Source organism: Microbacterium neimengense, assembly GCF_054782995.1.
In genome coordinates, this window is the sequence record NZ_BAAGRK010000003.1 from 1,295,437 (window position 1) to 1,319,086 (window position 23,650).

29 protein-coding genes and 1 pseudogene are annotated in these 23,650 nt (G+C 70.0%); 15 read left to right on the forward strand and 15 right to left on the reverse strand.

What is annotated here, in order from left to right; translation table 11 throughout:
- Positions 1–9: 9 nt before the first annotated feature.
- From hemQ to hemE, 6 genes are all read right to left on the reverse strand, one after another.
- Positions 10–687 (reverse strand): hydrogen peroxide-dependent heme synthase, encoded by a 678-nt coding sequence (hemQ, locus tag ACYVJS_RS09065; RefSeq protein ID WP_460739624.1) that lies wholly within the window; start codon positions 685–687, stop codon positions 10–12.
- Positions 688–771: 84 nt separating this feature from the next.
- Positions 772–1,044, reverse strand: coding sequence for a hypothetical protein (locus tag ACYVJS_RS09070; RefSeq protein WP_460739625.1), 273 nt, complete (start codon positions 1,042–1,044; stop codon positions 772–774).
- Entirely contained in the window at positions 1,041–1,442 is a 402-nt protein-coding gene (locus ACYVJS_RS09075; RefSeq protein ID WP_243226567.1) for a phage holin family protein, read from the reverse strand. The genes ACYVJS_RS09070 and ACYVJS_RS09075 overlap by 4 nt, the downstream gene beginning before the upstream one ends.
- A 1-nt stretch (position 1,443) precedes the next feature.
- The gene (locus tag ACYVJS_RS09080) at positions 1,444–1,854 is read right to left on the reverse strand and encodes a hypothetical protein (protein WP_460739626.1); all 411 of its coding nucleotides are present in this window, start codon (positions 1,852–1,854) and stop codon (positions 1,444–1,446) included.
- 89 nt (positions 1,855–1,943) lie between these two features.
- Complete coding sequence (hemG, locus tag ACYVJS_RS09085) at positions 1,944–3,398, reverse strand: protoporphyrinogen oxidase (RefSeq protein WP_460739627.1); 1,455 nt, start codon at positions 3,396–3,398, stop codon at positions 1,944–1,946.
- Positions 3,395–4,474 carry a uroporphyrinogen decarboxylase gene (gene hemE / locus ACYVJS_RS09090; protein ID WP_460739880.1) on the reverse strand — a complete coding sequence of 360 codons (1,080 nt, stop codon included), beginning with the start codon at positions 4,472–4,474 and terminating at the stop codon, positions 3,395–3,397. Before hemE ends, hemG begins: the two co-directional genes overlap by 4 nt.
- Positions 4,475–4,543: 69 nt before the next feature.
- Between hemE and ACYVJS_RS09095 the strand changes: the two genes are divergently transcribed.
- The 7 genes from ACYVJS_RS09095 (at position 4,544) to ACYVJS_RS09125 (ending at position 10,996) form a co-directional block, all read left to right on the forward strand.
- On the forward strand, positions 4,544–5,854 hold the full coding sequence (locus ACYVJS_RS09095; RefSeq protein ID WP_460739628.1) for a glutamyl-tRNA reductase: 1,311 nt from the start codon (positions 4,544–4,546) through the stop codon (positions 5,852–5,854).
- A 349-nt stretch (positions 5,855–6,203) separates the two neighbouring features.
- Positions 6,204–6,593 (forward strand): hypothetical protein, encoded by a 390-nt coding sequence (locus ACYVJS_RS09100; protein WP_460739629.1) that lies wholly within the window; start codon positions 6,204–6,206, stop codon positions 6,591–6,593.
- A complete protein-coding gene (locus ACYVJS_RS09105) occupies positions 6,590–7,162 on the forward strand; it encodes an HhH-GPD-type base excision DNA repair protein (RefSeq protein ID WP_460739630.1) in 573 nt (190 codons plus the stop codon). The genes ACYVJS_RS09100 and ACYVJS_RS09105 overlap by 4 nt, the downstream gene beginning before the upstream one ends.
- 43 nt (positions 7,163–7,205) lie before the next feature.
- On the forward strand, positions 7,206–7,790 hold the full coding sequence (locus tag ACYVJS_RS09110; protein ID WP_460739631.1) for a hypothetical protein: 585 nt from the start codon (positions 7,206–7,208) through the stop codon (positions 7,788–7,790).
- Between the two features lie 113 nt (positions 7,791–7,903).
- A complete protein-coding gene (locus tag ACYVJS_RS09115; protein ID WP_460739632.1) occupies positions 7,904–9,289 on the forward strand; it encodes a glycine--tRNA ligase in 1,386 nt (461 codons plus the stop codon).
- A gap of 25 nt (positions 9,290–9,314) precedes the next feature.
- Entirely contained in the window at positions 9,315–9,782 is a 468-nt protein-coding gene (locus tag ACYVJS_RS09120; protein ID WP_460739633.1) for a hypothetical protein, read from the forward strand.
- A gap of 50 nt (positions 9,783–9,832) precedes the next feature.
- Positions 9,833–10,996 carry an FHA domain-containing protein gene (locus tag ACYVJS_RS09125; protein ID WP_460739634.1) on the forward strand — a complete coding sequence of 388 codons (1,164 nt, stop codon included), beginning with the start codon at positions 9,833–9,835 and terminating at the stop codon, positions 10,994–10,996.
- A gap of 7 nt (positions 10,997–11,003) precedes the next feature.
- Here ACYVJS_RS09125 and ACYVJS_RS09130 read toward each other — a convergent pair whose 3' ends face one another.
- The 4 genes and pseudogenes from ACYVJS_RS09130 to eccD all read right to left on the reverse strand — a co-directional run bounded on the left by ACYVJS_RS09130 (position 11,004) and on the right by eccD (position 15,038).
- Positions 11,004–12,341, reverse strand: a complete 1,338-nt coding sequence (locus ACYVJS_RS09130; RefSeq protein WP_460739635.1) for a S8 family serine peptidase — start codon at positions 12,339–12,341, stop codon at positions 11,004–11,006.
- A 4-nt stretch (positions 12,342–12,345) separates the two neighbouring features.
- Complete coding sequence (locus ACYVJS_RS09135) at positions 12,346–12,972, reverse strand: type VII secretion protein EccB (RefSeq protein WP_460739886.1); 627 nt, start codon at positions 12,970–12,972, stop codon at positions 12,346–12,348.
- A gap of 35 nt (positions 12,973–13,007) precedes the next feature.
- Positions 13,008–13,694, reverse strand: a pseudogene (locus ACYVJS_RS09140) (type VII secretion protein EccB); the annotation flags it as partial.
- 3 nt (positions 13,695–13,697) lie between these two features.
- Positions 13,698–15,038 (reverse strand): type VII secretion integral membrane protein EccD, encoded by a 1,341-nt coding sequence (gene eccD / locus ACYVJS_RS09145; RefSeq protein ID WP_460739636.1) that lies wholly within the window; start codon positions 15,036–15,038, stop codon positions 13,698–13,700.
- Positions 15,039–15,309: 271 nt separating this feature from the next.
- Between eccD and ACYVJS_RS09150 the strand changes: the two genes are divergently transcribed.
- The 8 genes from ACYVJS_RS09150 (at position 15,310) to ACYVJS_RS09185 (ending at position 20,977) form a co-directional block, all read left to right on the forward strand.
- Entirely contained in the window at positions 15,310–15,624 is a 315-nt protein-coding gene (locus ACYVJS_RS09150) for a WXG100 family type VII secretion target (protein WP_137418805.1), read from the forward strand.
- A 34-nt stretch (positions 15,625–15,658) separates the two neighbouring features.
- On the forward strand, positions 15,659–15,949 hold the full coding sequence (locus ACYVJS_RS09155; protein ID WP_234073807.1) for a WXG100 family type VII secretion target: 291 nt from the start codon (positions 15,659–15,661) through the stop codon (positions 15,947–15,949).
- Positions 15,950–16,033: 84 nt separating this feature from the next.
- Positions 16,034–16,417: a hypothetical protein gene (locus tag ACYVJS_RS09160; protein WP_460739637.1), complete on the forward strand. Its 384-nt coding sequence runs from the start codon at positions 16,034–16,036 to the stop codon at positions 16,415–16,417.
- Positions 16,418–16,470: 53 nt separating this feature from the next.
- Positions 16,471–17,697 (forward strand): S8 family peptidase, encoded by a 1,227-nt coding sequence (locus ACYVJS_RS09165; protein ID WP_460739638.1) that lies wholly within the window; start codon positions 16,471–16,473, stop codon positions 17,695–17,697.
- Positions 17,694–19,034: a hypothetical protein gene (locus ACYVJS_RS09170; protein ID WP_460739639.1), complete on the forward strand. Its 1,341-nt coding sequence runs from the start codon at positions 17,694–17,696 to the stop codon at positions 19,032–19,034. Before ACYVJS_RS09165 ends, ACYVJS_RS09170 begins: the two co-directional genes overlap by 4 nt.
- Positions 19,035–19,037: 3 nt before the next feature.
- A complete protein-coding gene (locus tag ACYVJS_RS09175; RefSeq protein WP_137418809.1) occupies positions 19,038–19,355 on the forward strand; it encodes a WXG100 family type VII secretion target in 318 nt (105 codons plus the stop codon).
- A 1-nt stretch (position 19,356) separates the two neighbouring features.
- Positions 19,357–19,647, forward strand: coding sequence for a WXG100 family type VII secretion target (locus ACYVJS_RS09180; protein ID WP_460739640.1), 291 nt, complete (start codon positions 19,357–19,359; stop codon positions 19,645–19,647).
- Positions 19,648–19,693: 46 nt separating this feature from the next.
- Positions 19,694–20,977 (forward strand): S8 family peptidase, encoded by a 1,284-nt coding sequence (locus tag ACYVJS_RS09185; protein ID WP_460739641.1) that lies wholly within the window; start codon positions 19,694–19,696, stop codon positions 20,975–20,977.
- 38 nt (positions 20,978–21,015) lie between these two features.
- Here the strand turns inward: ACYVJS_RS09185 and ACYVJS_RS09190 are convergent, their stop codons facing one another.
- The 5 genes from ACYVJS_RS09190 to ACYVJS_RS09210 form a co-directional block, all read right to left on the reverse strand.
- The gene (locus ACYVJS_RS09190) at positions 21,016–21,411 is read right to left on the reverse strand and encodes an SseB family protein (protein ID WP_460739642.1); all 396 of its coding nucleotides are present in this window, start codon (positions 21,409–21,411) and stop codon (positions 21,016–21,018) included.
- Entirely contained in the window at positions 21,404–21,544 is a 141-nt protein-coding gene (locus ACYVJS_RS09195; protein ID WP_307320390.1) for a hypothetical protein, read from the reverse strand. Before ACYVJS_RS09195 ends, ACYVJS_RS09190 begins: the two co-directional genes overlap by 8 nt.
- Positions 21,545–21,612: 68 nt before the next feature.
- Complete coding sequence (locus ACYVJS_RS09200; RefSeq protein WP_460739643.1) at positions 21,613–22,929, reverse strand: hypothetical protein; 1,317 nt, start codon at positions 22,927–22,929, stop codon at positions 21,613–21,615.
- On the reverse strand, positions 22,926–23,243 hold the full coding sequence (locus ACYVJS_RS09205; protein ID WP_460739644.1) for a hypothetical protein: 318 nt from the start codon (positions 23,241–23,243) through the stop codon (positions 22,926–22,928). The genes ACYVJS_RS09200 and ACYVJS_RS09205 overlap by 4 nt, the downstream gene beginning before the upstream one ends.
- On the reverse strand, positions 23,243–23,647 hold the full coding sequence (locus tag ACYVJS_RS09210; protein WP_460739645.1) for a YbaB/EbfC family nucleoid-associated protein: 405 nt from the start codon (positions 23,645–23,647) through the stop codon (positions 23,243–23,245). Before ACYVJS_RS09210 ends, ACYVJS_RS09205 begins: the two co-directional genes overlap by 1 nt.
- Positions 23,648–23,650: the final 3 nt, after the last annotated feature.

Sequence of the window (23,650 nt, forward strand, 5' to 3'; positions counted from 1 at the left end):
ATTCGTGGGTCACGACAGAACCTCGGCGATGGCCGAGGTGGGGATGAGGCGGCCCGTGAAGAACGGGACCTCCTCGCGCACGTGGCGACGCGCCTCGGTGTAACGCAGCGCCCGCATCATGTCGACCAGATCGCTCAACTCATCCGCCTCCATGGGCAGCAGCCACTCGTAGTCGCCGAGGGCGAACGAGGCGACGGTGTTCGCGACCACTTTCGTGTACGCGGCGCCCTTGCGGCCGTGATCGGCCAGCATGGCGCGACGCTCCTCCTCCGGCAGCAGATACCACTCGTAGCTGCGCACGAAGGGGTAGACCGTGAGCCACTCGCGGGCGTGCTCACCGCGGAGGAAACCGGGCACGTGCGAGCGGTTGAACTCCGCGTCGCGGTGCACGCCCATCGCGTTCCACACCGGAAGCAGGTCCTGCAGCAGGTCGGTGCGGCGCAGGCGCCGCAGATCGCGCTGCAGGTCTTCGGCGACGGGGCCGTGCATCCAGACCATCAGATCGGCATCGGCGCGCAGCCCGCTGACGTCGTAGAACCCGCGGATGGTGACGCCGCCGGCCTCGATCAGCTCGACGAGAGCGGCGAGCTCGGTGTCGTCCGTCGCGGTGACGGGCTTCGCGGGGTCGCGGCGGAAGACCGCCCAGAGGGTGAACTGCGTGGACGTCGACTCGGGTGCGGAGCTCATGACCTCCAGTCTCACCCCGTCGTCGTCAGACGCCAAACGGCGGCGGCCGGTGCTATCCGCGATGCGTCGGTGAGGGGGAAGGGATCAGCGCACGTAGGCGCGGATGGCGCCCCACACGACGGCGCCGACGGCAGCCGCCGTGCCGATGACAGCAAGCGCCGCCGCCGCCGGCTCCTCGCGCGCGAAGCGGCGGAACTGGGCGATGCGACGTTCGGCCGCCGTGCCCACGCGGCGCGGGACGTTGGCCTTCTCCTCGATCGCGGCCAGCGTCGCCTTGAGCTCCGCACGCGCCTTCTCGACGGGGTCGGTGATGCCCAGGGGGACACCGGTGCGGGGAACGGGAACCGGAGCGGTCATTCGCCTGCCTCCTTCACGACGCGCACGTCTTCGGCGATGTGGGATGCGGGGTTGTCCTTGCCGATCCTGCGGAAGCGCAGGTACCCGAGCAGCGCCAGGACGACGGCGATGAGCAGCATCGCGCCGAACAGCACGAGGGCGGCGACCCACGGCTGCCACCAGGACGAGAGCCCGATGATGATGAACGCGCCGAGCGCCGGGATCGACCAGAACAGGATGAACAGGGCGCCGAGCATGAGGCCGCCGCCGATACCGGCGTTCTTGGCCGCCTTGCCGAGCCACTTCTTCGCGGAGTCGATCTCCGCCGTCACGAGGTTGCGGACGAGCTCGGGAACCTCGCCGACCAGGGTCAGCAGGCTCTTCTCCGACTTGTCGCGGAAGCCGCGGGGGGTGGTCATGTCACTTCCCGCCCGACGAGGAGCCGCCCGTGCTGCGCTTGGCGGCGGTGCGCTTCGCGGTCGTGGCGGGCGTGGACTTCTTCGCGGCCGATGCCGTGGTCTCTGCGGCGTCCGCGACATCCTCCGCCGCGTCGGCGCCGGCGTCGAGCGCCGCATCCAGACGCTGACCGGGGGTGCCGTCGGTCGTGACGGCCTTGGTGATCTTCACCGCGCCGCTGAACAGGGCGGTCGGGACCGCGAGCAGCGCGGACTTTCCCACCTCCTGCAGCTTGCCGACCTGCTTCTGCACGGGCGCCAGGTTCCACACCTTCTGCGCCTGCGTCTTGATCTGTTCGTAGCGCTCACGGCCTGCGCGCGTTCCGAGCACGTAGCCCGCTGCCAGTCCGATGACGAGTCCAGCTTTGCCCCTCATGGGGTCTCCTCACGTTCGGGGTGGATCAAGCGAGTGTGCGCCCAGCGTAGCGCTGTATGCCGTTCGGGTTATCCGGTTGACATGAGCGCTCACTCCTGAGAACGCGGCGACCCCCACAGCGCCGAACGGCGCAGTCGATCGGTCTCTTCGCGAGCGTCGGGGACGACCTGGGCGAGCCCGGTTCCCGACAGCCATGCGCCGACCGCGCCGAGGCCCGGAACGGCCCGGATGGCTCCGCGTGCGGCGGCGGTGTGCTCTGTGCGCCCGATCACGGATGCGGGTTGCGACTGCACCCACCGGGCGCGATGCGCACCCCGCACCGACGCCGGGTCGAGCCGAACGCCGAGGAGGGCAGACGCTTCTTCGAGCGCGAGCGCCGCGGCGGCATCGTCGCCGAGAGCGGCGGTGGCCGGGTCTTCGCCCTGAGCGCCGAACGAGACGCGGACGACGTGCACACCGGGGCCGGCCGCATCCGCGATCCACTCCCATTTCGCGCTCGCGTGGGTGAGCGCCTTCGCGCGGTGCGAGCCGGGCACCGTAAGCACGCCGGTTCCGCGCGGCGGGGTGTCCAGGCGCGGCTCGTGCACGACGAGGGTGACGATCTCGACCACCGGCGGCGCGCTGGTCATCGGCTCGAGCGCCGGAACCACCGGCACGAGCAGGCGGCGCGCCTCGTCCTCGGTGGTGGCGATCACCACGAGATCGGCTTCGAGGTGTTCCTGGTCGAGCCGCAGCGACCAGCGGTCGTCATCACGCTCGAGCACGGTCACGGCCGCATCCGTGCGCACCTCCACGCCCAGCTCCTCGAGGCGGGCGAGGAGGGCGCGCACGAGGCGGGTCATGCCGCCCCGGAGCCCGGCGACGGCGCTTCCCGGGGTGCCGGTGCTGCGCCCGCGCAGCTCGCCCACGGCGCCGCTGAGCGAACCCGCGCGGGTGAGCGCGGCGTTCAGGCCGGGGGCCGCGAGGTCCACGTCGATGTCGTCGGGGCGCGCCGAGTAGACGCCGCTCGTGACGGGGGCGACGAGGCGGTCGAGCACGGCCTCGCCCATGCGGCTGCGCACGAGGTGACCGAGGCTGCGATCGTGACCGATCGTCAGCGGCGGCCGCAGGCGATCGAGGTAGGCGCGCCAGGCGCCCGACCATCCGATGACCCGCCGCACGTTCGGATCGAACGGATTCTCCGGGATGCCGAGCACGCCACCGCGCGGCAGGGGCGCGGCGCGTCCGCCGGGAAGGCCCGCGACCCAGGCGCCGCCGGCAGCGGGGGTCACCACGTCGTCGCCGATGCCGAGCTCATCGATCAGGTCGCGCACGGTGCCGCCGCGCGTCGCGTAGCTCTCCGCTCCCACATCAACAGCGAGGCCTGCGACCTCGGCGCGGCGCAGCACGCCGCCGGGCTGCGCGGATGCTTCGAGCACCGTGACGCGGAAGCCGAGCTTGGCGAAGTCGAGCGCCGCGACCAGGCCGGCGACGCCGCCGCCGACGACCGCGACGCGTGTGGCTTCCGCCCGCGCGGCGAGATCGTCGAGATCCGCCGCGCTCACACCTGCTCCTCGTGCGCCAGCTCGACGATGCGCGTCAGCACGTCGGGGTCGGTCTCGGGCGGGACGCCGTGTCCCAGGTTGAGGATGTGGGCGCGCGCGGCGCGCCCGCGCGCGATGACGTCGCGGACATGCTCCTCCACGACCTGCCACGGTGCCTGCAGCAGCGCCGGGTCGATGTTGCCCTGCACGGTGACGCCCTGTCCGAGGATCGCGGCGGCCTCGTCGAGCGGTGTGCGCCAGTCGACGCCCACCGCATCCGTCGTGCCGTCCAGCCGCATGTCCGTCAGTAGGTGTCCGGTGCCGACGCCGAAGTGGATGCGGGGTGCGTCCGCGCCGGCGAGAGCTGCCCGCGAGTGGGGGGCGACGTACGTGCGGTAGTCGGCGACCGACAGCGAGCCGGCCCACGAGTCGAACAGCTGCACGGCGGAGGCTCCCGCATCCGTCTGCGCGGCGAGGAACGTGCGCGAGACCTCCGCGAGCCAGCCGGCCAGCGCATGCCACGACTGCGGGTCGGCGTGCATGAGCGCCCGGGCGCGCAGGTGCTCCTTCGACGGTCCGCCCTCGACGAGATACGCGGCGAGGGTGAAGGGCGCGCCCGCGAACCCGATGAGCGGGGTGTCGCCGAGCTCGTCCACGACGATGCGCACGGCCTCGCGCACCGGTTCCGCCGCAGCGGCGACCGCCTGCGGGTCGATGTCCACGATCCGGGCGACGTCGGATGCGGTGCGCACCGGGTCGGGGAACACCGGGCCGCGTCCGGGCTCGATCTCCACGGCGATGCCGGCGAGGCGCAGCGGCACCACGATGTCGCTGAAGAAGATGCCCGCATCCACGCCGTGGCGGCGCACGGGCTGCAGGGTGATCTCGGCCGCGAGATCGGGGGTCAGACAGGCATCCAGCATGCGGGTCCCCACGCGCAGGTCGCGGTACTCGGGCAACGACCGCCCCGCCTGACGCATGAACCAGACCGGGAGGCGGTCGGTGCGCTCGCCTTTGAGGGCGCGGATGAGGGGGGAGGAGGCGGGTCCGGTGGAGCTCACCCCGACATCCTCCCATCCGGTGGGTGAGCGCCACATGTCGAGCACCTGCACGTTCGTGCGCAAGCTCCCGCGGCCGGTGATTTCGACGCGGCGTACAATCGACACGTGCTGTTGTGTGTCAGCGCGAGTCACAAGACCGCGTCCTTCGAGCTCCTCGAGCGACTCAGCATCCACACCACCCGCGTCGCCCCTCTGATCGCCGAGCACGACGAGTGCGTGCAGGGTGCCGTCGTCGTGGCGACCTGCAACCGCTTCGAGGCGTATGTCGACATGGACGAGCCCGTCACGGCGGCCGAGGCCGTGGGGCTCGAGGCGGCGCTGGCGGCGATCGAGTCCGCCACGGGCGTCTCGGCCGAGGAGTTCTCCGGTTCGTACGAGGTCATCTCCGGCCCGCGTGTCGCGCAGCACCTGTTCGCCGTCGCGTCCGGTCTCGAATCGGTCGTCGTCGGCGAGGGCGAGATCGCGGGTCAGGTGCGCCGCGCACTCACCGAGGCGCGCGGCGACGGCACGACCTCTCCCGAACTGGAGCGGCTGTTCCAGCGCGCATCCGAGACGCAGCGGGGCGTCAAGAACGGCACCGCGCTCGGGCGCGCCGGCCGCTCGCTCGTGCGTCTCTCCCTGGATCTCGCGGCGGCGCGCTTCGCCGACTGGGCCACGCTGCGCGTCCTGCTCGTGGGCACCGGCTCGTACGCGGCCGCCACGCTCGCGGCCCTGCGCGAACGCGGGGTCACCGACATCACCGTGCACTCGCCGTCGGGGCGGGGCGAGCGTTTCGCCCGCAAGCACGGCCTCGCGGTCGCGGACGCCGCGGGCTTCGCCACGGCCGCCAAGCTGTCGGACCTCATCATCACGTGCACGAGCGTCGAACACCCCGTGCTCAGCGCCGCGGCCTTCGGCGACGAGCCGTCCGCCGCGCGCACGGCTCCCGGTCACGACCGGCACCGCCGCCTCGTGATCGATCTCGGCCTGCCGCGCAACGTCGACCCCGACGTCGCGACCGTCAGCGGCACCGACCTGCTCGACCTCGAGACCATCCGCCTGCACGCGCCGCTCGAAGAGCTGCAGGCGACGGATGCGGCGCGCGCCCTCGTGGCCGACGCCGCCCAGCGCTTCGCGGTCGTCGGCGAACGCCGCACGGTCGCACCGGCCGTCGTCGCACTGCGCACGCACATGTTCGAACTGCTCGAGGCGGAGATCGCCCGCGGGCGCCGCCGCGGCGACGACGAGCGCACCGAGCAGGCGCTGCGCCATCTGGTGGGCCGACTGCTGCACACCCCCACGACCCGCGCGCACGCGCTCGCCGAGCAGGGTCGCGCCGACGAGGTCTTCGCTGCGCTGGAGGTGCTCTACGGCCTCGCGCCGGAGGACGCCGCATCCGAGGACGACGGCGACGCCGCATCCGAGCTCGCCGGCTGACCCGCCGCACCCGCTGGACGCGCGCTCGCATCCGCTGATTCGCACCGCGCACCGGCCGATCCCGCCGCCCCGCCTGCCCAGCTCGCCCCGCCTGCCCAGCTCGCCCCGCCTGCCCTGCTCGCCCCGCTCGCCCCGCCTGCCCAGCTCGCCTGTCAGAGATCGACGCTCCGCCGTCGATCTCTGACAGGCGAGCGTGCCGGGCTGGTGTTCCCCTGTCACAGATCGACGCGTTGGCGTCGATCTGTGACAGGGGAACAGGCGCGGTGCACGCGCAGCGCCCCGGTACCCGCCCGCGCATCTGACCCGCCCGTCCCTGCCGCTGCGGTCCGGGGACTGGCACCATGGAGGCATGAGCGCCGAACCGCCCGCCGCCAGGGCGCCGGATGTCCGCGAGGCCATGAAGGGTCGGGTGAACTTCCGGGTGAGCGCCCCGGTCACGCTGATCGCGGGGTGCCTCTGGGACTTCGGCGAGGACGAGCTCGCCGAACGCGCCCTGGCGATGAGCGCCGACGATCACGCTGCCATCCTGCGGATCGCCGCGGTCTACGAGAACCCCCGCTACCCGCTTCCCGTGGTGGGGCGGAACATCACGCATGGGCACGTGGATGCCCTGGCGGCGATCGCCTACTTCGAGGGCGCGCTGCGGCCCCTCGCCCAGAATCGGCGCCGGCCGCAGAAGAACCGCCCGGATCGTTTCCGCACGCCCGTACCTGTCCGCGATCACGAAGGAGACGCATGAGCACCGACCTGCACATCACCGCCGACGAGAACGCCGACGCACTGCTGACGCGAGACCCGTTCGCCCTGCTGATCGGGATGCTGCTCGACCAGCAGGTCGCGATGGAGACCGCCTTCGCCGGCCCGCTCAAGATCCTCGACCGGGTCGGGACCCTCGACCCTGCGGCGCTCGCGGCGTACGAGCCCGAGGCGTTCGCCGCGGCGTTCGGGCAGACCCCCGCCGTGCACCGCTTCCCCGGATCGATGGCGGAGCGGGTCCAGAAGCTCAGCACCGAGATCGCCGACCGGTGGCACGGCGATGCGGCGGCGATCTGGACCGAGGGTGACCCCGACGGCCGCGAGGTGCTGAAGCGGCTCAAGGCCCTTCCGGGCTTCGGGGAACAGAAGGCGAAGATCTTCCTCGCGCTGTTGGGCAAGCAGTGCGGGTTCACCGGCGCCGGATGGCGCGAGGCATCCGCTCCGTACGGCGAGGAAGGCTCGTTCCGGTCGGTCGCCGACATCACGAGTCCCGAGTCCCTCACCAAGGTCCGTGAGACGAAGCGAGCCGCGAAAGCCGCCGCAAGGAGCTGAGCCCTCAGGGAAGCCATAGGCACCCCCCGGATACAGTGCTGGTATGCCGAATGGGGGAGATGCCGCGTCTGCGAGGCCCGCGCGCCGTGGGGCGGCGCGCACCGGAGCGACCGCAGCAACGCTGCTGATCGCGGCTCTCGCGTTGGCCGGATGCGGCGCGCAACCTCGTCCGGCGCCCAGCGCAACCGCGCTTCCCTCGGGCATCACGGCGACCCTCCTGCCCGCGACGCCTGCCCAGAGTGCCGACGAGGTCCGACTGTGGGTCGAGAACACGACCGACGAGAACCTCGCGCTCACCCGCATCCGCATCGACGCTCCGGGATTCGCCGGCATCGGTCGCAAAGTCGGCTCGGGAAGCATTGAGGTCGAAGCGGGGCAGAGCGCCGAGATCGTGGTGTCGCTGCCGCAGATCCGTTGCGAGGCGGACGCGAACACGCCCGCCGGAGCGGATGCGGCGCCGCTGCCCACTCCCTCGCCGTCGGCGAGCGGCGCGAGCGAGGACCCCACAGCGACGATCGGTTTCGCCCTCGGCGCCGCCATCGGTGTCGCGGTGACGCCGCTGGCTGATCCGGAGGGTGTCGTGGCGGCTCGGATCGCCGCCGCGTGTGCGGCGGCGCCCGCCGGCTGACCCCCGCAGAACGCGCGGCGGACTGCGGGACTGGCGCGGATAGAATCGGATGATCCCGCGCTGCATCTTCGATGCGCCCGCGCGCCCTTCGCACAGCGACCATTGGAGCCACCGTGGCCGAGCAGTCCCGTCTCGAAAAAGTCATCGCCCTTGCCCGCCATCGCGGGTTCGTCTTCCAGGCGGGCGAGATCTACGGCGGATCGCGTTCCGCCTGGGACTACGGCCCCCTCGGCACGGAGCTCAAGGAGAACATCCGCCGCGAGTGGTGGCAGACCTTCGTCCGCGGCCGCGGCGACATGGTGGGTCTCGACTCGTCGATCATCCTGCCCAAGCGTGTGTGGGAGGCATCCGGTCACGTCGCGACCTTCACCGACCCGCTGGTGGAGTGCCTGCACTGTCACAAGCGATTCCGCGCCGACAATCTCATCGAGGACTTCGAGGCCCGCAAGGGTCGCCCGGCCGAGAACGGCCTGGCCGACATCCCGTGCCCGAACTGCGGCACGAAAGGCCAGTACACCGAGCCCAAGGCCTTCTCGGGTCTCGTGAAGACCTACCTCGGCGTTGTCGACGACGAGTCCGGGCTGTACTTCCTTCGCCCCGAGACCGCGCAGGGGATCTTCATCAACTTCTCGAACGTGCTCACTGCGAGCCGCAAGAAGCCGCCGTTCGGTGTCGGTCAGGTCGGCAAGGCGTTCCGCAACGAGATCACCCCCGGGAACTTCATCTTCCGCACGCGCGAGTTCGAGCAGATGGAGATCGAGTACTTCACGCCGCCGGCCGAGGCGAACGAGTGGTTCGAGCACTGGGTCGAGGCCTGCTGGAACTGGTTCATCGATCTCGGCATCGACGCCGACAACATGCGTCGGCTAGATGTGCCCGAGGAAGACCGCGCGCACTACTCCGCCGGCACGATCGACGTCGAGTACCGCTTCGGCTTCCAGGGCAAGGAGTGGGGCGAGCTCATGGGCGTCGCCAACCGCACCGACTACGACCTGTCGAGCCACGCCGAGGCGTCGGGTACGAAGCTCGCGTACTTCGACCAGTCGTCGAACACGACTTACACGCCGTACGTCATCGAGCCTTCGTTCGGCCTGACGCGCGCGATGATGGCCTTCCTCGTCGACGCCTACCGCGAAGAGGAGGTGCCGAACGCGAAGGGCGGCGTCGACACCCGCACGGTGCTCAAGCTCGACCCGCGCCTCGCGCCCGTCAAGGTCGCGGTGCTGCCGCTGAGTCGCAACGAGAACCTCTCGCCCCTCGCTCGTCGTGTGGCGGATGAACTGCGCGGACGCTGGAACGTCGATTTCGACGACGCCGGCGCCATCGGACGCCGCTACCGTCGCCAGGACGAGATCGGTACACCGTTCTGTGTCACCGTCGACTTCGACTCGCTCGAAGACGATGCCGTCACGGTGCGCGACCGCGACACCATGACGCAGGAGCGCGTGCCGTTGGAGACGTTGCACGGCTATCTGGCGGAGCGTCTGCGGGGCGCCTGAGGTCAGCCGACATCGGAGCGGGCGCATGGGAGCGGACGCGGGGCGCCACTTCCCGACCGGGGGCGGCCCCTTCATCAAGCCGACCTGGATCGTGTCCACGACGGCGCCCGCATCCGTCGCGCTCGACGCCTTCACGAGGGCATTGGCTGACGCGAAATACCGCGTGACCGAATCCGCGCCGTCGTTGCGCCGATTGAAGGCCGGCTCGGCACTGCGGTTCATCGCCTCGAATCTGGTCGGCGTCGAACTCATCTCGCGGATGCGGTCGTGGGGTTTCGAGGCGCGCGCGACGATGACGGCTGAGCCGGATGCCGGGCGCACCCGCATCCTGATCATGCTCGATCGCCTCGCGCACGGAAGCGTGATCGCGGTGCCCTACACGGCCGATGCCCTCGACCGCGGGGCAGCGGCGTTGGTCGGGAGAGGTCATGAACTCGTGGTCGCTCCGTTGGTGGAAGGCAAGGGGCTGCGTCCGTCGGATGCGGGCCGGTAGCGTGGAACGAGGGCCCTCCTGCGTGCGGCCCGAGGGGAGACGGAGTATCCGTGGATGACAGCTCGGTCGTACTGACCGTCGTGATCGTCGTCGCCGTGCTCGGCGGCATCTTCGCCGCCGGTTGGCACGTCTGGTACGCCATCGGACTCTCTCGGGTTCTCCAGGAGCGCGAGACCGAACCGTGGCGTGCCTGGGTGCCGATCATGAACGAGGCGGAGCTCTTCCGGCTCGGCAATGTCGATCCCGTGAAGGCCGCGCTGCTGCTCGTGCCCTTCGTGAACGTCTACGCACTGATCCTGAAGATCATGGCCGTGCACCGGATCAACAGCGAGGCGGGCCGCGGCGCGGGAACGACCGTGCTCGGGGTGCTGCTGCCGCCGGTGTGGGCCGCGGTGCTCTCCGGCGGTCGCGCTCCTGTCGCACCCCAGCAGCCCGCGGTCGCGCCCGGCCGACCCGCACCCGTGTTCGCCGTCGCCCCGCCGGCACAGCGCCCGCCCGGCATCCCCGATGCGGTCGTCGCCCCGCCTGTGCCGCCGGTCGCTCCCGCTCCGATGGCCCCGGCGGCAGCCCCCGTGGTCCCCGCTGTCGCACCCCCGCCGCCGGCCGCGGGCGGATACGGCCCCGTACGCCGCGGAGCGAGCCCGGGAGTTCCCGCGGCTCCCGCTGCAGCGGTGCCGCCCGTGGCGGCGCCCTCGGCCCCCGCGCCCGCCGCCGCAGCGGTGCCGCCGCCCGCACCCGCCGCTGCGGTGCCGCCGACTCCGGTCGTCCCGCCGCAGATCACGCCGTCGCCCGCGCAGCCCGCACCGGTTCTGCGCTCGGGAGCGGTCGAGCCGGAGCCCGCACCTCTCACCCGGCGAGCCCGACGCGGCGCGGAGGAGACGCCTGCACCCATCGGATGGTCTCTCGCGCTGCCGTCCGGTGAGATCGTCTCCATCGCCGCAGCAGCGCTCGTGCTCGGACGCAATCCCCGCGCGACCGAGAGCGGCGTGCAGTACGTGGCGGTCACGGATGAAGCCCGCACGGTCTCGAAGGAGCACGCGCGTCTCGTCTGGGACGGCGCGGCGTGGACGATCACCGACCTCGGGTCCACGAACGGCGTCAGCCTGCTGGACGCCTCCGGCGCCGAGCAGGCCGTCGCGGCGGGGGGATCGGCCCCGGTGACCGATCGCTTCGTGCTCGGCGACGCGGTGGTGCAGCTTCGCCGAGCGAGCTGACCGGTTCTCAGTCGCGCGGTACGTCGTCGCGGTAGAGCCCGCCCCCGCGTCGCGCAGGCTGCGCGGATGTCGCCGCCTGTCTGCGCCGTGAGACGAACACCCCGAGTGCCCCGGCGCCGCCGATCGCGATGAGTGCCCCGACGGCGGCCGTGGTGCCGAAGAGGATGGCTTCCTCGTCGGGCGCGGGCTTGTGCGCCACGACGACGGGATCGGCGGCAGGTTGCTCAGGCGCGGCGGACTCGCTTCCGGGGAACGGGCTCGCAGGACCTCGAAGTCCCGGTCCCGGCTGCATCACGATGGCGTCGTACGGCTGCACGACACCCCAGCCCGCCCGGTCGTCGCGGGTGTCAGGGTCGCTGCGCACGGCCGTCGCGGTGAGACGGTAGGCCCACTCGGCGGGGGTCTCATCGGGGTGCGCCGCCGCCACGAGCGCCGCCGCCGCTGAGACGTATCCCGCGGAGTAGCTGGTGGCCGGGGCGCCGTCGGCGTACACGCAGTCGCCGCCGAGCTGTGACGTCGTGATGATGCTCTGTCCGGGAGCGGCGATGGCCACGTGCGAGCCGTGGATACTGTCGTCGGTGACGACGCCCTGCAGATCCGTGGCGGAAACGCCCAGCACCCCGGGATAGTTCGCGGGATAGCGCGGAACATCGGCGTCACTCTGAACGAAGGAGAGCACGTTGTTGCGGTTGCCCGAGCTGCCGATCACGAGACTGCCCCGAGAGGTCGCGTAGGCGACCGCATCCGCGACTTCCGGCACGTCGTCGGTCGTGCTCATCGACACGTTGATGATCTGCGCCCCGGCGTCGGCCGCCCAGCGGATGCCGGCGGCCAGCTTGCCGATCTGCGGCCCGAAGCCCGCCTCGACCGTTTGCTTGTCGTCGCTGGCGAAGACCCGCACCGAGAGGATCTTCGCCTCCGGGGCGAGGCCTTCGACACCCGAGGCGTCGAGCTTGCGCGCGGCGATCTGACCGGCGATGGCCGTGCCGTGACCGTATACGTCGGTCGACCCGTCGGGTGCCTGACCGTCGCCGACGAGATTCACTCCGCCCGCGAACGCGTCAACGAGATGGGGGTTGATCGCCAGGACGCCGGAATCCACGACCGCGACGGTGACGCCCGCGCCCCTGGTGATCGTCCACGCCAGATCGCTCTGCAGCATCGAGAGCGCCGGGGGTGCTGCTCCGATGCGTGTCGCGGCATTGCAGCCCTGCGACGACTGCGCGGATGCGGCAGGCACGTGCACGGGAACGGCGCCCAGCAGCACGCCCGCCAGGGTCGCCGCGGAGATCGCCGCTGCGACGCGTCGGAGCGGCGGCGGACTCTTCGTGTGTGCGGAACGCACGCGATCAGCTTCCCGCCGTGGGTGTGGGCAGGGGGCGGGATCCGTCCGTCGACAGGCCGGCCGCCTTCTCGGTCAATGCCGGACCGGTGCGCAGCAGATCGATCCACACGTCTGCGGCCGTGCCGATGTCGTCGGGGGTGAAGCCGAGTCGTGCGATGGTCTCCTCCGTGGCGCCGGGCAGCGCGTAAGAGGTTCCCGTGGCGTCGACCAGCGTCACCAGCGCGGTGTTCTGATCGCCGCGGCCCCCCGAGCGCACCAGGGCTCCGGCACCAGCGGTGACGCGCACCTGGGCGGTGACGTTGTCCGAGCGCGGCTGAGTGGCCAGCACGGTGCGGGTCTCGGCGTTGTCGCCGACGAGCGCGGCGCAGGGGCGGTCGTCTGTGCCGATGGAGGTGAAGCTCTGCGTGGGCCAGTCCGCTCCGCCGGCGCGCTTGTCGGCGGAAGGAAGGCTGCCCGTCTCGGCCTGTGTGACCTCGCGCACCTGCGAGGTCTGGCCGCCGAGCTGGTAGAGCTGCCAAGCGAGCGGTGTGAGCTCGGCGAGGGTGCCGTCCGATTGCACGAGAGAGCGCCTGTCTTCGGGCTCCCCCGCGGCGTGCACGACGTCACCGACCCGCAGTGATGTCCCTTGCACAGCGGCGCCCGCGTTCGATACGCGCAGGGGGCGAGGTCCGCGCCCGGCGTGAACAGGTTCAGCCAGTCGACCGGCACCTTCACCGGGTTGAGCGTGCCGATACCGGCGGCGCGCAGCACGGCGTCGCCGTCGTTCTTCGAAACCGCGAAGCGCAGTCCGTCGGAGATCACGTAGCGCGAACCGGCGGCGTCGACGACGACGGCTCGCCCGCTCGCCTCCTGAGGAGCAGCGCCACCGATGCGCACGTCCAGTGCGGCGTCGTCGGTGACGCAGGCGCCCCAGCCGCTGTTGGTCAGACCGGCGGGAGTGGGAATCTCGTCGGGTGCGCCGACGATGCCGAGCGTGGGCCCGAGACGGACACCCTCGAGGTTCTGCTGATCGGTGTCGATCACCTGGAAGTCGCTGGAGGGGAGCAGGAGGCGAGCGCTGGCCGTGTTGATGACCGGATACAGGACACCGTCCTGGGTGATGAAGCGGGACCCGGTGTCCTTGACGATGATGAGCTTGCCGTTGTCCCAGCCGTTCGGCAGCCCCGGTCGGATGAGTCCGTAGAACACGCCGACCAGGACCACGCCGACCGTAAGCGCGATGGCGGCGATGACCGCGCGAAGCGGTGCGGTGGGCTCGAGTTCCTTGCCGCCCGGCGCGCCGCTGACGAAGGCCGTGAGCAGGCGGCGGCGCGAGAAGGTCTGTGCCTCGATGAGGTCGTTCTTGGTCGCCATCGATCAGGCCAGACCCGCCGCGATGACGCCCAACGGCAGCAGGAGCGCGAGGAGCACGAGCTCGACCGTGTCGGACACCCGCGCGAGACGCGTGCGCGCCTTGGGGGAGAGGAGGGTGACGGTGACCACGATCGCTGCGGCGACGCCGAGCGCGATGAGCAGCGCCGTGCGCAGTCCAGGTTGGGTGAGCGAGATCGTCAGGCCGGATGCGGCGAGTCCTGCCGTGCCGACGGCCATGATGGCGAGCACGCCCGAGCGGGCATAGGTCTGGCGGGAGGGGAACATCATGCCGAGGAAGGCGAGGGTGCACAGGATCGCGCCGACGACGCCGTCGGAGGCGACGAGCGGAGTGGCGGCGAGCACGGCGACGCCGAGCGCGACGCGCAGGGCGACGAGGGTGCGCTGACCGCGCGCCGTGCGTGCCCGTACGTCGGCGGCGTCGATCGGCTGCGGGTCGGCGAACATGTCCGCGTCGCTCTGCGGTGAGATGACGCGGAGACGCGTCGAGCTGAGGACGAGCCACGGCAGCGTGCCGGAGAGCGTGCCGACGATTCCGATCATGAGTGCGTAGGGTGCGACCGTCCCCTCCGGGAGCAGCGCCGTGATGGCGGCCGCGATGGCGATCACTCCGCCCAACGCCACGGGGACGAGTTGCACCTCGGCGCGGTCGGGCATGAGCGCGAGCGCGGCGCCTCCCACGACGAGCATCCCGAGGCCGGCGGCGGCCAGCGGCCAGCCCCACAGGTCCAGCGACGGCGGCACGGCGAGGTATCCCGAGAGGGCGGCGAAGACGGATGCGGCGATTCCGAGTCCCTGGCCCGCCTCCAGCTGCCCGAGCCGGGCCACGACGGCGGCGACGGTGGCGAGAATGACGGCTCCGCCGCCGGCGATGAGCGCACCGAGCCCCAGCGAGGGACCCGCCGCCAGAAGGAGAAGTGCACAGAGTCCGAGGAGGGTGAGGCTGACCGCCAGAGCCGTGCGGGCGTTGTCCCGTGCTGTCCACGGCCGGTTCTGCTGTCCGGTGGCATCGATGACCGCTTCGACGATGTCGTCGTACACCCGCGGCTGTGCGATGAGCCCGCCACGAGCCAGCGTGAGGACGTCGCCATCGGACACTCCTTGTGACGCCGCGCCCTGCGCCGCATCCAGCACCGTGCCGTCAGCCTTCTGCAGCGCGTAGCCCGCATACGTCATGGTCGGATCGAGCACGCCGAGGCTCCGGGCGAAGCCGGGCATGAACTCGATGAGCGGCACATGCGCAGGCACGCCGATGTCGAGTCGGCGCCCCTCGCTCTGTACGGAGATCCGAAGTAGCGCGCGCGGCGCGCTGATCGTCTGGGCCACGGTGCGGGCTCCCCCTCCGGCTCGGGCGACAAGATGCGCTGTCCTCGCGCGCCGCCATTCTATGGTCCCGTGCGCGCGGGGCACGGTTGCTGGACGGCACAGCGCCGGTGGGTTATAACGTGAGAGAAGTCTCATGGCAATGCCCTGTGGAGAGCTTGCCCACCCCTCGAATACCTCCCTAGCTTTAGATCGGTCGGTTTCCTACGCCCTTCACCTCGCGAAGAGCGGCCGGCTGGCGGGAACGCCGATGATGAGGGATGAGGGGGAAGTCGTGGCAGATGTGATCTCCGCTGAAGAGGGTGCTCTCAAGCGCGGCGCCCAGGCAGTCAACACGGCCAAGGCCGGTGTCGACCAGCAGGTCAAGAAGGTCCGTTCCGAGATCGAGCAGGTCTCTGGATTCTGGACGGGCGCCGCAGCCGGCGCTTACACACAGCTCATGGCGCGGTGGAACCAGGAGACCACCAAGCTCAACGAGGTGCTGGTGACGCTCGAGGAGGCCCTGTCGGGCACGGAGCGCGACCAGGCCGCCTCGGAGGAGTCGCACCAGCAGACGATCTCCGGTCTCAACTCGATGATGGGCGCCTGACGCTTCGGCGCAGGCTTTCGGAAAGGAAACTTCCATGCAGTCCATGTCCGTCCGTCCCGAGCAGGTCATCGCGCTCTCGCAGCAGATCCGCGGCGGCGCCAACGGGATCAAGTCTCAGCTCGAGACCCTTGAGTCCGAGGTCGGCAAGCTCCGCGCTTCCTGGAATGGTGAGGCGCAGAACGCCTACGACGACGCTCAGCGCAAGTGGAACCAGTCGCTGATCGCCCTCAACACGCTCCTCGAGCAGATCGCGGCGAAGACCGAAGAGATCTCGCAGGGCTACGTCTCGACCGACCGTTCGGCCGCCGGGCGCTTCGCGCTCTGACGCATCTCGTGTTGCGGGTCGGCCGGTGACAAACCGCGCCGGCCCGCATCCGACTTTCACATACAGACTTACCGGGGGAACACCATGAGCTCCATCAGTCAGATCGCGTTGGACCTCGCGCAACTCGCGCAGAACATCGTCCGTCTCCAGGAGCAGGCGTCCGCGATCCCTGAGCGCGCACAGGTTGCCCAGGTGGAGGGAGCCAACCAGGAGGATGCGCAGCAGACGTACTTCAGGAGCCTTCACGCGCTGGCGACACGGATCGGCTTGAAGACTGAGGTGGTCCGGATGTATGTCGATACAAATGCGCAGGCTCTCCAGAAGGCGGCTGACGCTCTCCAGAACACCGACGGCGACAACTCGCTGGCTGCACGACGAGCCTCGGCCTTCATCGATGCATCCATCGCAGATGCCTCAGCGCAGCAGTCTTCCGCCCCGGCCCCCGCCTCGAAGTCCAAAGCCTGGTGAACCACCTCGATCGGCGAGCCCGACTTCGCCCACTTATCCATGGCCTTCTTGCGATGTCGTGTGTCGGCCTGGCTGTCTTCGGCGTTTGCACGCCCGCGGCGGCCGCGGTCGATGACGACGGCCAGTGGTGGTATCAGGCGTACGGCGTTGCGGATGTGCATGCTGAGGGTTGGACCGGTAAGGGCGTGAAGATCGCGGTCGTCGACACGCAGATCAACCCTGACCTGCCGGACTTCCAGGGCGCGGATCTGACCGTTGCTGAGGGGTCGGCGTGTCTGGGGAAGGACCCGACCTCGTCGGTGGCGAGCGCCGGCGCGCAACACGGGTCGACGGTGACCGCGATGCTGATCGGCAACGGGACGGGCGTCGCGCAGACGAAGGGCATCGTTCCTGACGCGTCGGTGACGTTCTACGGTGTGGGCGCGACCGCGGACTGTGACCCGCTGCCTGAGGTCGCGGAATCGAAGATCACGCCGATCATGTGGATGGTGAAACGCGCGCTCGACGATGGCGCGGATATCGTCTCGGTGTCGATGGTCACCGGTGATGGCAATATTCCCGATGACCGTGTTCTCGCGGAGGCCGTGGCCAGGAAGGTGCCGGTGGTTGCGGGTAACCCGAATGATGTGTTCAAGGAGGGCGCCTTCCCGGCAGCGCTGAACTCTGTCATCGGTGTGAGCGCAGTCGACTCGGACCAGAAGCTACCTATTGCTGCACTCGGGGTCGAGAACGCCGTGGCGGGGACGACGGTCGTGGCTCCGGGTGTCAACATCGCGACGATCGGCGACGGCTCCGACCCGGGTTCGTGGGATGTGTCGGGTCGTGCGACGGGAACGTCGTTGGCGACGCCGTTGGTGGCGGGGATTCTCGCGGCAGCGAAGCAGAAGTACCCCGATGCGACGGGCAATCAGTTGATTCAGTCGTTGACCCGCAACACGGGTGCCGAGGATCACGAAGTGCAGTACAGCGACACCGGCGGGTACGGGTACGGCGTCGCTTCGCTGCGTCACACGCTGAGCAAGGATCCGACACAGTACGAAGACGTCAACCCGCTGCTGAACAAGGGTGTTGGTCCGACGCAGGAGCAGATCGATGAGGCGACTGCCGCGTTGGCGTCGCCGCCAGCAACGGATCAGCCCTCGCCGGACGGGATCGGTGCTTTCCTGCCCGTGATCATCGGGGTCGGAGTTGGCATTGGCGTTTTGATCATCGCGGGGGTCATCGTGACCGTCGTGCTCGTTCGAAGAAGTAGTCGCACCCAGCGAAAGGGGCAGTCATGAGCGAATGGGAGCAGCGGCTCCGCAATCTCGCAGAGGGCCCGGAGTGGCAGATGCCGAATCTCTCGGCAGTCGCGCCCGCGTTGTCTTCTCTGACCACGTTGATGAACCGCGTTGCGAGCGAGACCGGGTTCACTGGTCAGACGGAACGTGACGCGGTCGATCAGATGCAGAAGGCGAAATCGGACATCGAGGATCTTCGACGTTACGTCGAGCAGGATCTTCCCCGAGCCATCAACGCGGCAAACACCCGCAGGCAAGAGGCGCAGCGATACCTTGACGCCCTCGACTCCGGGTCGCTGAGTGCCGAGGCGCAGCAGACCATCCGCACTGCCGCGGCGGGCGCGACCATCGTCTTCCCCGGCTTTTCTGTCATCGCTGGAGAGGGCGCAATCGCGGCGGCCAACTGGTTCCTCGGCTCGCAGCGAGAGGCCCAGGCGAGGGCTGGAGTGGAAGCCGTCAGCAACGCTCTCGATCAGGACTCCGGCGCGTTCCCAGAACTGCCGCCCATGGAGAATGTTTATGGCAGCATTCCGAACATTCCCGACGAGTTGCGCGACACGAACATCGACACGGGTGGGCCGTCAAAGCCGAGCTTCCAGAACTATCCGGATTACAACACCCCGATCGGGGTCCCGCCGGGCCAGGGCGGTGTGATCATGCCGGGTCCGGACGGTGGCGACCCGCGTTTCGTGCCGAACGACCCCGACGGGAGCGGCCCCAACGGCACGGCGCGCCCGCCGATCTACAACGCTCTGCCGGCTCCCGGTGTCATCGTGCACCCGGACGGCCCGGTCGACGGAGGCGTGGGCAACTACCCCGGCGGTGGGCTCGGCACGATGCCCGGTGGGGGGTCCGGAGGACTCGGAGGCAGCGGTTCGGGCGGGATGGGATCCGGTGGTCTCTCCAGTGGATTCATGGCGGGCGCCGGTGGCGCTGCCGCACTCGGCGGTCTGGGTAAGGCGGCCGCGGCCGGTGGTCTCGGTGGGCTTCGCGGTGCCGGTGGTCTCGGCGGCGCAGGTCTTGCCGCGCGCGGCGGTGCCGGCGGCCTTGGCGGTGGTCTCACCGCCAACGCCGGAGGCGGCGCCGGTGGTGGACTGCTCGGCAAGGGCGGTGCCGGTGGCGTCGGTGCTGGTGCAGGGGCTGCGGGTGAAGCCGCGGGCGGCTCGCGCGGTGCCACGGGCATGATGGGCGGGGGTGGGGCCGGTGCGGGCGCTGGCGGCGGAGGCCGTAGCGACAAGAAGGGTCGCGGTCTCGGCGGGCCGATCGCGCCGTCGATCGAAGACGATGCAGAGTTCGGTCCTCGTTCCGAGGGTGCGGGCGCAGGGGGAAGGGACTGACACATGAGCGAGAAGATCTCCGCAGAAGAGGGAGCGCTGCTGCGCGGTGCCGAGGCGGTCTCTGCGACCTACCTCGACATCGCCGACAGCACCCGGCGCGTGATCGCTGAGCTCGACCAGATCCAGTCGATCTGGCAGGGGGAGGCTTCGCAGTCGTACGCGCAGATGATGCAGACGTGGACGGCGGGGGCGCAGAAGATCAACCAGACGCTGGTCCACCTGGAGGAGGCGTTGCGTTCGACAGAGCGTTCGCAGAACGCTCTGGAGGAACAGCACCAGTCCACCATCGGCGGTCTGGGCGCAATGATGGGAGGCGCGTGAGATGGGCGATCTGAGCATCACTCCGGCGGCACTGACCGCATCCGCTGGTGAGTTGCGGCGCGAGTCGCAGCGCATCGAGGGTGCGCTGCGTGCGCTCGAGCAAGAGGCGAACCGCCTCCGCGGCAGCTGGGACGGCGCGGCCCGCGTGGCCTACGACAACGCGCAGCGAGCGTGGTCGATGGAGTTCGAGCACATGAAGACGGTGCTCGCCCGCATCGCCTCGGCGACCGAGTCGATCGCCGAGGACTACGTCACGACCGACCGCAACTCGGCGAAGCTGTTCCAGCGCTGACGACAGCGCGAGCCCGCGAGACGCGGGTCGATCTTGGTATCGGGGAGTGAACGCGCGCGTTCGCTCCCCGATATCGCTTCCGGGGGGAGAAGAGTTGAGAACTCGAACGCTTCGCGGCTACTTCGCGACCGCGCTACTTGTTGTCGGTGCCGCGATGATTACCACAACATCCGCGTCCGCTGCGGATGACGGGCAGTGGTGGTACGACGCGTACGGCGTGGCGGATGTGCATGCGGAGGGGTGGACGGGCAAGGGCGTGAAAATCGCGGTCGTCGACACGCAGATCAATCCGGACCTTCCCGACTTTCAGGGCGCGGATCTGACCGTCGCTGAGGGGTCGTCGTGTGTGGGCAAGGATCCGTCGTCGTCGGTGGCGAGCGCGGGGGCTCAGCACGGGTCGACGGTGACGGCGATGCTGATCGGCAACGGTACGGGGGTGGCCGGGACGAAAGGGATTGTCCCTGATGCGTCGGTGACGTTCTACGGGGTCGGCGCGACGGCGGGCTGCGATCCGATACCGGAGGTCGCGGAGTCGAAGATCACGCCGATCATGTGGACGGTGAAGCGCGCCGTCGAGGACGGTGCCGACATCGTCTCCGTGTCGATGGTGACCGACGACGGCGGTATTCCGGACGATCTCGTCCTCGCGGAGGCCGCGGCCAAGAAGGTGCCCGTGGTCGCAGGAAACCCGAACGATGTGTTCAAGGAGGGCGGCTATCCAGCCAACTTGAACACCGTCGTCGGTGTCAGTGCCGTCGGTTCCGATCGGAAGCTTCCGATCTCCGCGCTGGGTGTCGAGAACGCCGTGACCAACACGACGGTGGTGGCGCCGGGCGTCAACATCGCGACGATCGGCGACGGCTCCGATCCGGGCTCGTGGGATGTCTCGGGGCGCGCGACGGGAACGTCGTTGGCGACGCCGCTGGTGGCGGGGATCCTCGCTGCGGCGAAGCAGAAGTACCCGGATGCGACCGGTAATCAGTTGATTCAGTCGCTGGTCCGCAATACGGGTGCCGAGGATCACGAAGTGCAGTACAGCGACACCGGAGGGTACGGATACGGCGTTGCGTCGCTCGGGCACACGTTGAGCACGGATCCGACACAGTACGAAGACGTTAACCCGCTCTTGAACAAGGGTGTTGGGCCGACGCAGGAGCAGATCGATGAGGCGGCGGCCGCGTTGGCGTCGCCGCCGCGCACGGATCAGCCCTCGCAGGACGGGATCGGTGCTTTCCTGCCCGTGATCGTCGGGGTCGGTGTGGGTGTGGTCGTGCTGATTGTGGTGGGTGTGATTGTGACGGTGGTGATGGTGCGGCGCAGGAACCGGTAACGCCGAACGACCCCGTAGCGGCCCGGGCCGCATCCGGGTCAGGACTGGGAGAGACCCCGTGCGGCGTCCAGCTCCTGGCGGAAGGCAGCGAGGCCCGCGGCGGGAAGCTCGAAGCCGACGCTCGAGCCCGCGTTCACGACGAGTCCTTCGCCTGCCGGCATGCGACGGACGAGGTCGGCCCCGGTGAACGTCACCATCCACGGCGCGAGGGCGTCGAGCTCGCTCGCGAGGTCGGGGTCGGTGAACACGGCCAACACACGCTCGGAGGCGCCCGGGTAGTACACCGGCTGGAAGCCGCGGAAATCCTCGCCGGGGTCGCCGCCGCTGGGCACGTAGACGGTGGATGCGGCGAACGTCCACAGCACCGTCTGCATCGTCAGACGCTGCTCGCGCGCCTGCAGGATCGCCAGATCGACGACGGTCGGTTCAGTCATTGCCCACCTCGTTCGGGAAGCGCTCCCGCGCCTCCTCGTCTGTCATCGGACGCAGCCCTCGACTGTTGTCGAACCACCACGTGCGGCACACCTCGCAACGATAGAGCAGGTCGACCGGAGAGGTCGACGTCACGAACCGCGGTTGCCCGCCGCTGTACACACCCTCGCGGCACATCGGGCACCCGAGTTCCGTCGCGGCGCTCAATACCGCCTCACGAGCACCCACGCTCCATTCTCCAGCTTCGTCAGTACCGCATTGCTTCGCATCGCGTCGCCGCCGGCGATGAGCGTCTCACGCGTGGAGTTCACCAGATAGGCGCCCGTCCCCGTGTTGACCGCGGTGTGGCCGTACGTGGTGCTCGTGTTCGTGGGGTCGGGGTAGAAGTGCTCCCACCCGCCCGAGTCCGCCACCGTCGGGCGGCGCAACTCGCCGGGGTCGACCGGGAAATGCACGGCGTAGATGTCGCCGCCGTTGAGGTACGCGTCCTGCGCCATCGGCGCCATGCCGGTCTCGCGCGCGGCCTGCGCCGGCGTGTGGATCTTGGCCGCATCCTCGGTCGGCATGGCCCACACATCCGAGCCCGAACGACCGAGCGTCGCCGCCGAGTGATCGTAGTGCTGCACGACCTTGTCGCTGAAGACCGACGTGTGATAACCCTCGTCGATCATGCTCTTCAGATCGGCGGGCGAGAGCGGCTCGCCGACCCGCGCACGGATGGTGGGGCCGTCCGGCACACGCACCGACGGGCCCGAGCCGCCACCCTTCAGCACGCTGCTGAACAGATCGCCCGCCCGCTGCAGCAGACCCTTGAGGTCGTCGAGGAGCTTGCCGAGGTTCTTGCACGAGCGCAGCACCTTCGTGACCGTCTCGCCGACCGTGGTGGCGAGCTGGCTGACGCGCGTCGTGACCTGCCCGATGACGACGGGCGTGGCCAGCCCCACCGTCACCACCAGCTCGGCGACCCACGAGATGATCGCGCCGGCGAGCTGCGACAGCACGTCGCGCACCAGATCGTGGACGACCTGCACGATCGTCGACGCCATCTGCAGACCCGTGGACATCGCGCCGGCCCAGGATGCGGCGCCCGACAGATGCTGCGCGACATCCTGCTGGAATCGGCGATAGGCCTCCATCGCCTCGCCCGCCATCTCGTCGACCTGACCCACGACATGGGCGAGCTCCTGCGCCGAGGTCTCCAGCTGGGTCTGGATGTTCGACCAGGTCTGCGCGAACGCGGCGACCTCGCCCGCGTTACCGGCGAAGTCGTTGAGCCAGCCCTTCAACGGTTCGAGATGATCGATGATCCAGCCGAGACCCGCCCCGATCAGCGACCCCAGCGGGTCGATCGCCGTCGCGGCGACGTCGATCGCGAAGCCGACGCCCGCGAGTCCCCCCTCGACCCAGGACCCGGAGTCCACCGCGGCGACCAGCTGGCTGCCCGAATCCAGCAACCCCGCGCCGCTGAACGGCGTCGCCGTATCGATCGGCGCCGCCACCAGCACGTTCGCGGTGCTCATCCGAGTCCCTGACCGAGTGTGTTGATGCCCTGCACGACGTCATCCTCGAACGACGCCATGTCGTTGCCGACGCCACGCAGCTCGGTCGCCGACCGGCGCAGCATCTGCTCGGCAGAACCGATCGCCTGCTGCGCCATCGCCGCTGCGATCTGCGCCGGCGGAACGAGGAACGCGCACAGCACCCCGAAGGCGCCGCCGCCCATGTTCGTGGAGCCGGCCGCGTCCCGCGCTACCGAGACATCGGAGGCGACGAGCTCGACCCGCGATGCCTGCGCGGCGATCAGATCGCCGTCGAGAGCGATGCGATCCGCCATCACGACCACCGCACATTCGTGCCGCCGCCCTGCGGCAGCGCGTCTGCGATCTCGGCCCGCAGCCGTTCGGTGGCGCCGGCCTGCTCGCCGAACAGGTCCGCGGCGATGCGCACCGCCTGCTCACCCGCCTGGCGCTGTGCGGCGCGGGCGGTGTCGACGAGCAGACGAGACAGAGCCTGCGGAGACAGTTCCATGGCCGCATCCGACAGGTCCGCATCGAGCAAGCGGCCCGAGGCGTCGACCGTCACGCGAAGCTCGCGCCGGGGCGAGCTGGCCGTGGCGCGCACATCTGCGACGTCGCGCTGGAACTGCTGACCGCGCTTCGCCTGCTCCTGGGCGGCTGCGATCTGCTGCTCGACGCGGGCGATCGACGCGTCCGCATCCCGCATGAAATCGTCGCTCACCTT